We start from the raw sequence: 6,971 nt of genomic DNA, 5'->3' as shown, positions 1-6,971 counted from the left end.
GTTATGGCTAGGGGGTCATCGCGACTTACCAAACCATTGCAAACTCCGAATACCGAGACGGACTGTATGGGAGACACACGGCGGGTGCTAACGTCCGTCGTGAAAAGGGAAACAACCCAGACCCACAGCTAAGGTCCCAAATTTTGTGCTAAGTGGAAAACCATGTGGAAAGGCACAGACAGCCAGGAGGTTGGCTTAGAAGCAGCCACCCTTTAAAGAAAGCGTAATAGCTCACTGGTCGAGTCGGTCTGCGGGGAAGATTTAACGGGGCTAAGCACAGAACCGAAGCTTGGGGTGCATAACTTTGTTATGCGCGGTAGAGGAGCGTTCCGTAAGCCGTTGAAGGTGGATTGAGAAGTCTGCTGGAGGTATCGGAAGTGCGAATGCTGACATGAGTAACGATAATGCGGGTGAAAAACCCGCACGCCGAAAGCCCAAGGTTTCCTTGCGCAACGTTAATCGGCGCAGGGTGAGTCGGCCCCTAAGGCGAGGACGAAAGTCGTAGTCGATGGGAAGCAGGTTAATATTCCTGCACCTCGCGTAAGTGCGATGGAGGGACGGAGAAGGTTAGGTGTACCAGGCGTTGGTTGTCCTGGGGAAAGGCGGTAGGTTTGGATCTTTGGCAAATCCGGGATCCTCTAAGACCGAGCACCGAGACGAGCCTTTATGGCAAAGTCACTGATACCACGCTTCCAGGAAAAGCTCCTAAGCTTCAGCTTACGCAGACCGTACCGTAAACCGACACAGGTGGGTAGGATGAGAATTCTCAGGCGCTTGAGAGAACTCGGGTGAAGGAACTAGGCAACATGGCACCGTAACTTCGGGAGAAGGTGCACCCTTTTTGGTGGCTCGTGCGAGCTATAGCTGAAGAGGGTCGCAGTAACCAGGCCGCTGCGACTGTTTATCAAAAACACAGCACTCTGCAAACACGAAAGTGGACGTATAGGGTGTGACGCCTGCCCGGTGCTGGAAGGTTAATTGATGGGGTCAGCCGCAAGGCGAAGCTCTTGATCGAAGCCCCAGTAAACGGCGGCCGTAACTATAACGGTCCTAAGGTAGCGAAATTCCTTGTCGGGTAAGTTCCGACCTGCACGAATGGCGTAACGACAGCGGCGCTGTCTCCACCCGAGACTCAGTGAAATTGAAATCGCTGTGAAGATGCAGCGTTCCCGTGGCAAGACGGAAAGACCCCGTGAACCTTTACTATAGCTTTACACTGAACGTTGAGTTCGTCTGTGTAGGATAGGTGGGAGGCTATGAAACCATGGCGCTAGCTGTGGTGGAGCCATCCTTGAAATACCACCCTGTCGTGCTTGACGTTCTAACCTGGGCCCATTATCTGGGTCGGGGACCGTGTATGGTGGGTAGTTTGACTGGGGCGGTCTCCTCCTAAAGAGTAACGGAGGAGCTCGAAGGTACGCTCAGCGCGGTCGGACATCGCGCACTGTGTGCAAAGGCATAAGCGTGCTTGACTGCAAGATCGACGGATCAAGCAGGTAGGAAACTAGGACTTAGTGATCCGGTGGTTCTGTATGGAAGGGCCATCGCTCAACGGATAAAAGGTACTCCGGGGATAACAGGCTGATACCGCCCAAGAGTTCATATCGACGGCGGTGTTTGGCACCTCGATGTCGGCTCATCACATCCTGGGGCTGTAGTCGGTCCCAAGGGTATGGCTGTTCGCCATTTAAAGTGGTACGCGAGCTGGGTTCAGAACGTCGTGAGACAGTTCGGTCCCTATCTGCCATGGGCGTTGGAGATTTGAGAGGGGCTGCTCCTAGTACGAGAGGACCGGAGTGGACGAACCTCTGGTGTTCCGGTTGTCACGCCAGTGGCATTGCCGGGTAGCTATGTTCGGAAGCGATAACCGCTGAAAGCATCTAAGCGGGAAGCGCGCCTCAAGATGAGATCTCCCGGGGCACAAGCCCCCTGAAGGAACCATGTAGACTACGTGGTTGATAGGTCAGGTGTGTAAGTACAGCAATGTATTGAGCTAACTGATACTAATGATCCGTGCGGCTTGACCATATAACCTCAAGTTGCCTTGGCTTTACGACAGCGTCGTAAGAGCATCCAAGTGCACGCTACGTCACAAGAACTATGCGAGGCTGGCGCCTTGTCCCMCAGGGACGAGTGCGACKCTCCAAAAGCCTCCCTGGTGAAATTAGCGCTGTGGAACCACCCGATCCCATCCCGAACTCGGAAGTGAAACGCAGCTGCGCCGATGGTAGTGTGGCTCAAGCCATGCGAGAGTAGGTCATCGCCAGGGTTTATACCCAAAACCCCGCTGCTGACGCAGCGGGGTTTTTCTTTGTGCGCAGGAAATGCGGGTGGTGCCGGCCGCTGGCCGGCACCGCCATGGCTGCACACCGGCCGGTAGATCCACGCGATGCGTGGATATTCTCTGCGGGCAGCCACAGCGCCAGCCAAGGTTGGCCGCTACCGGCGGGAGGTCAGACAGTGGGCTAGGCCGTAATTGCCAGCCAGCGGCCGGCACTACCGGTAGATCCACGCCGTGTGTGGATGCGGCGCCAAACAGGGTTGGCCGCTCCTCACGGCAGGTCCGGAAGCGGACTTTTCCTGACCCATCACGCAGAAGCAGGTAAAAAACGGCGCCCTGCGGGCGCCGTCTTGATCAGGATCGCATTGCAGGCCCGGATCAGGCGGCCCGCGGGACCTCGTGCGGTTCCTGCTGGCGGAACACCGATACTGCCTCGGTAAGCGTCCCCGCCTGCGTCTGCAGCTCGCGTGCGGCCGCGGTGGCTTCTTCCACCAGCGCCGCGTTCTGCTGCGTGGCCTGATCCATCTGCACCACGGTCTGGTTGATCTGCTCGATGCCGATCGACTGCTCCTGCGAGGCCGCCGAGATCTCACGCATCAGATGGCTGACATTCTCCACGCCGCCGACAATGCCCTGCATCCGCTGGCCGGCGTCGGCCACCAGCTGGGCACCTTCGCCCACCTGTCGGCCTGCCTCATCGATCAGCTTTTTGATTTCCTGTGCGGCGGCGGCGGAGCGCTGCGCCAACACGCGCACCTCGCTGGCCACCACGGCGAAGCCACGGCCCTGCTCACCGGCACGTGCGGCTTCCACCGCCGCATTGAGCGCGAGGATATTGGTCTGGAAGGCGATGCCATCGATCACGCCGGTGATGTCGCCGATCCGCTTCGAGGCGCCTTCAATCGCCTGCATGGTGTCGACAACCCGCTGCATCGCGGTGTTGCCGTCACTGGCGGCGCTCTGCGTGGACGCAGCCAGCTCACTGGCCTCGCGCGCATGCGTAGCATTCTGGCGCACGGTGGCGGTCAGCTCCTCCATCGAGGCTGCGGCTTCCTGCAGGTGCGCCGCCTGGCGCTCGCTGCGCTCGGACAGCGCACCATTGCCTGCAGCGATCTCGCTGGCGGCGGTACTGATCGAGGCCGCGCACTGCTGGATGCGGCCCACCATGCGCGCCAGCTGGCCGGCGGTGGCGTTGGCATCACGCTGGATCGCGGCGAAGGCACCGTGGTACTCACCGTGCATGCGCCGATCGAGATCGCCGTTGGCCAGCGCCGAAAGCATCTGCCGCACGTCGTTGACGGTGCTGCCCAGCGTATCGAGCAGCTGGTTGATGCCACCGGTCAGGCCATCGAGGAAGCTGGCGCCTTCGGTTGCCTGCAGGCGCTGGCCGAGATCGCCGGCAGCGGCAGCAGCGACGATGCCGGCCACGGCGTTCTCCAGCGCCAGCTCCTGGGTACGGTCATGCCATTCCACGGCGAAACCGAGGCGCATGCCCTGTGCATCGAACACCGGGGTGACCACCTGGGCGAAGTGCACCGGGCCGATCTGTACCTTGCCGTTGTGGCTGGCCTGCAGGCCATTGAGGATGGCGCGGATGCGGTCCGGGTTGGCATGGAAGCGATGGATGCTGCTGCCGACCAGGCGTTCGGCATCGAAGTCAGGGAAGGCCTGGCGCAGTGTCGCCTGCTGGTTGCGCAGCAGAGCCACCACCGAGCGGTTCACATAGCGGATCACGTGATCATTGTCGGCGATCATCATCGCGGTGCGCGAGGCATCCAGCGCCTGACGGATCTGCGCATTCTCGGCATGCGCCTCAGCCTCACGCCCACGTTGGGCCTGGACGTGGTGCGCGGTATCGGCCAGCGCATGGGCCAACGAGCCGGGTGCATAGGATGCGGTGTCGGCATGTGCGCCCAGGTCGGTGCCCGTGGCGATGTCGCGGGCCAGCGCAGCCAGCCAGCGCGGGCCGTGGCCAAGCGCCTCGGTCTGCTGGCGCAGGCGCAGCGCGACCTGGCCGAGGAATGCCGTCAGCCCGGCGAACAGGCCCGCCTGCAGCAACGTAGGTCCCACTGCTGCGCCCTGCAGCAGCGGCGCCAACAGCGCGAGCGTGCCGATGCCGCCGGCCAGCCATACCGGCAGGCGATCACGATGGCTCAACAGCACGCCCAGCAGCAGTGCAATCGGCAAAGCCGGTGACAGGCCCGCGATCGCGCACAGCCATGCCAGCTGCAGCGACAACAACAGCGCCAGGCCATTGCGGGTGACGCTATGGCCCGCCTTGGGACCGGCCAGCCAGATGGCAGGCAGCACAGCGGCCGCGACCAGCGAGGCGGTCAGGACATGAGGCCCGCGCAGGGCCAGCACCAGGCCGGCCACCGCCAGTGCCGCACTGCCGATCAGCAATCGGCGGTCAGCGCGGTGGGCGAGCTGCTGCAGATGCGGCAGGCGGGCGGTATCGGGGGGACGAGTGGATGCAGCGGACATCGGCGACTCCTGGATCAGCAGACGACAACGGCCACACGGTGACGCACGCACGAGTGCGTGGCCAGGGCATGGACCGGGAATTCGGGGAATGCGACGCAATCAACGTCGCGCAGACGGGGCGCCGTGACCACATCCTGTGGGTGACGGAGCAATGGAGCGGGCATGCGGACTTCCTTGCAGGACCAGACACACGCCGCAGGCCCGACCGGGCCCACGTGCTGCGGACGCAGTGGCCCGCAACTGATGTATCGGCCGGAAGTGCGCAGAATGAAGTGCAGCGGACGCTGCGACTCAGCCGGCGTTGTCGTTGCCGAGGAAGCGCAGGATCACCTCGGCGATGCGTGCCGGGTCTTCCATATGCAGGTGGTGGTTGCCGGGAAACACGGCCAGCCGTCCATCACGCAGGTGCTGCAGGCGATCACTGCGCATCGGCTCGGGATAGTAGGACTGCGCCGGCGTGGCATAGATCACCTGCGTCGGGCAGGTGATGGCCTGCAGCAGGTTGTCGATCTGGCCTTCGCTGAGGCGGATCGCAGTGGGCAGCATCAGGCGCGGGTCGCTGCACCAGCGGTAGCCACCTTCGACCGGTTCCACGCCGCGCTCGACCAGCAGCCGTGCGCAGGGTTCGCTGAGCTGGTTGGTCATCATCCGCGCGCGGATCGGCGCTGCCAGATCGGGGAACACGCGCAGCTGCTTGCGTGCCAACGCGCGCGTGGCGTTCACATGCTCGCGCAGGCGATGCGCCGTTTCTTCCTCGGGACCGCGCAGGCCGCCGAGTGCTTCGATCGCCACCAGCCGATCAACACGGTCGCTGACCGAGGCGGTAAGGCTGGCGATGCCGGCACCCATCGAATGGCCGAGCAGGCTGAATCGGTCCCAGCCCAGTGCGTCGGCGACATCGAGTACGTGGCAGATCGCGGCGGCCGTGGTGTAGCTGGCACCCATCGGCAGGTGCGCGCTGTGACCGTGGCCGGGCAGATCGATGGCAACCAGATGCAACGCCGACAGGTGCGGCGCCAGCGGCACGAAGCTGGCGGCGTTGTCGAGCCAGCCATGCAGGGCCAGCACGCGTGGGCCGCCGCCGTGGTTGCGCAGGCCGGCGACGCGTGCGCCCCCGACCTGGAGTTCAAACGGTTGCAGGCTCATGCCAGCGAGGACACGGCCAGCCGTGCCAGGGCGCGTGCATGCTCCAGCTCGGCGTTGAGGCAGGGGATGTAGCGCATCGTCGCACCGCGCTCGGCCAGTGTTTCGGTGAAGCCCAGCGCAACCTCTTCCAGCGTCTCCAGGCAGTCGGTGGCAAATCCGGGGCAGACCACGTCGATCTGCTTCACGCCGGATTCGGCCAGCGCCCACAGGCTGGGCTCGGCATACGGCTGCAACCAGCGCTCGCGGCCGAAGCGCGACTGGTAACCCATCTGCCAGTCGTCCTTGCCCAGGCCCAGTGCATTGGCGATGGCCTGCGCACTGGCCTCGCAGCGCTGCGGATACGGGTCGCCCGCGTCGGCCAGGCGCTGCGGGATACCATGGAAGGAAAACATCAGTTTCTGACCGCGACCGTGCTGTTCCCAGTAGCGGCGGATCGATCCGGCTACGGCCTCGACCCAGCCGGGATCGACCGAGTAATCCCGCACCAGGCTCACGGTCACGCCCGGGTTGCGGCGCTGCCACGCATCGACCCGGTCTTCGACCGAGGCGGTGGTGGTGGTGGAGTACTGCGGGTACAGCGGCAACACCACGATCCGGCGCGCGCCGTCGGCGGCAAGACGGTCGAGCTCGCCGGCCAGCGCCGGTTCGCCGTAACGCATCGCATGGCGTACCGTCAGGGTCGGCAGCAGGGCCTGCATGGCCTGCGCCAGCTGGCGCGTATGTACCATCAGCGGTGAGCCGTCGGGCAGCCAGACCTGGGCGTACTTGGCCGCCGACCGGCCGCTTCGCAGCGGCAGGATCAGCCCGCGCAGCAGCGGCTGCCAGAGCAGTGCCGGAATCGCGACCACGCGCGGGTCGGACAGGAATTCGGCCAGGTAACGGCGTACGGCGGCGGCCGTCGGCGTCTCGGGCGTGCCTAGGTTGACCGCCAGCACGGCGGTATCGGGTGCGTCGAGCATGGGCGGTATTGTCGCCTATCCGGCGCCGCGCCGGGATGCAGGGTTCGGATTGCAGGCATAGCGCGCATCAATGCGGGCAGGGAACGCTCATTGGGGATTCA

3 protein-coding genes and 2 rRNA genes (1 of these 5 only partly in view) are annotated in these 6,971 nt (G+C 63.7%); 2 read left to right on the top strand and 3 right to left on the bottom strand.

Annotated elements, in window-relative coordinates:
* Both ACS0OT_RS19660 and rrf read left to right on the top strand, forming a co-directional pair.
* Window positions 1-2,028: ribosomal RNA gene (locus ACS0OT_RS19660) — 23S ribosomal RNA — on the top strand; it begins 852 nt to the left of the window's first position.
* Window positions 2,029-2,154: 126 nt separating this feature from the next.
* Window positions 2,155-2,269: ribosomal RNA gene (rrf, locus tag ACS0OT_RS19655) — 5S ribosomal RNA — on the top strand.
* Window positions 2,270-2,659: 390 nt separating this feature from the next.
* Here the strand turns inward: rrf and ACS0OT_RS19650 are convergent.
* The 3 genes from ACS0OT_RS19650 to hemH all read right to left on the bottom strand — a co-directional run bounded on the left by ACS0OT_RS19650 (window position 2,660) and on the right by hemH (window position 6,870).
* Window positions 2,660-4,765 carry a methyl-accepting chemotaxis protein gene (locus ACS0OT_RS19650; RefSeq protein ID WP_442255952.1) on the bottom strand — a complete coding sequence of 702 codons (2,106 nt, stop codon included), beginning with the start codon at window positions 4,763-4,765 and terminating at the stop codon, window positions 2,660-2,662.
* A 291-nt stretch (window positions 4,766-5,056) separates the two neighbouring features.
* Window positions 5,057-5,911, bottom strand: coding sequence for an alpha/beta fold hydrolase (locus tag ACS0OT_RS19645; protein WP_442255951.1), 855 nt, complete (start codon window positions 5,909-5,911; stop codon window positions 5,057-5,059).
* A complete protein-coding gene (hemH, locus tag ACS0OT_RS19640) occupies window positions 5,908-6,870 on the bottom strand; it encodes a ferrochelatase (protein WP_442255950.1) in 963 nt (320 codons plus the stop codon). Before hemH ends, ACS0OT_RS19645 begins: the two co-directional genes overlap by 4 nt.
* Window positions 6,871-6,971: the final 101 nt, after the last annotated feature.

The sequence above is a fragment of the Stenotrophomonas maltophilia group sp. RY12688 genome (assembly GCF_052149045.1).
Taxonomy (GTDB): Bacteria; Pseudomonadota; Gammaproteobacteria; order Xanthomonadales; family Xanthomonadaceae; genus Stenotrophomonas; species Stenotrophomonas sepilia.
Note: the sequence above shows the minus strand (reverse complement) of the source record. Positions and strands in the feature narration are given on the sequence as shown.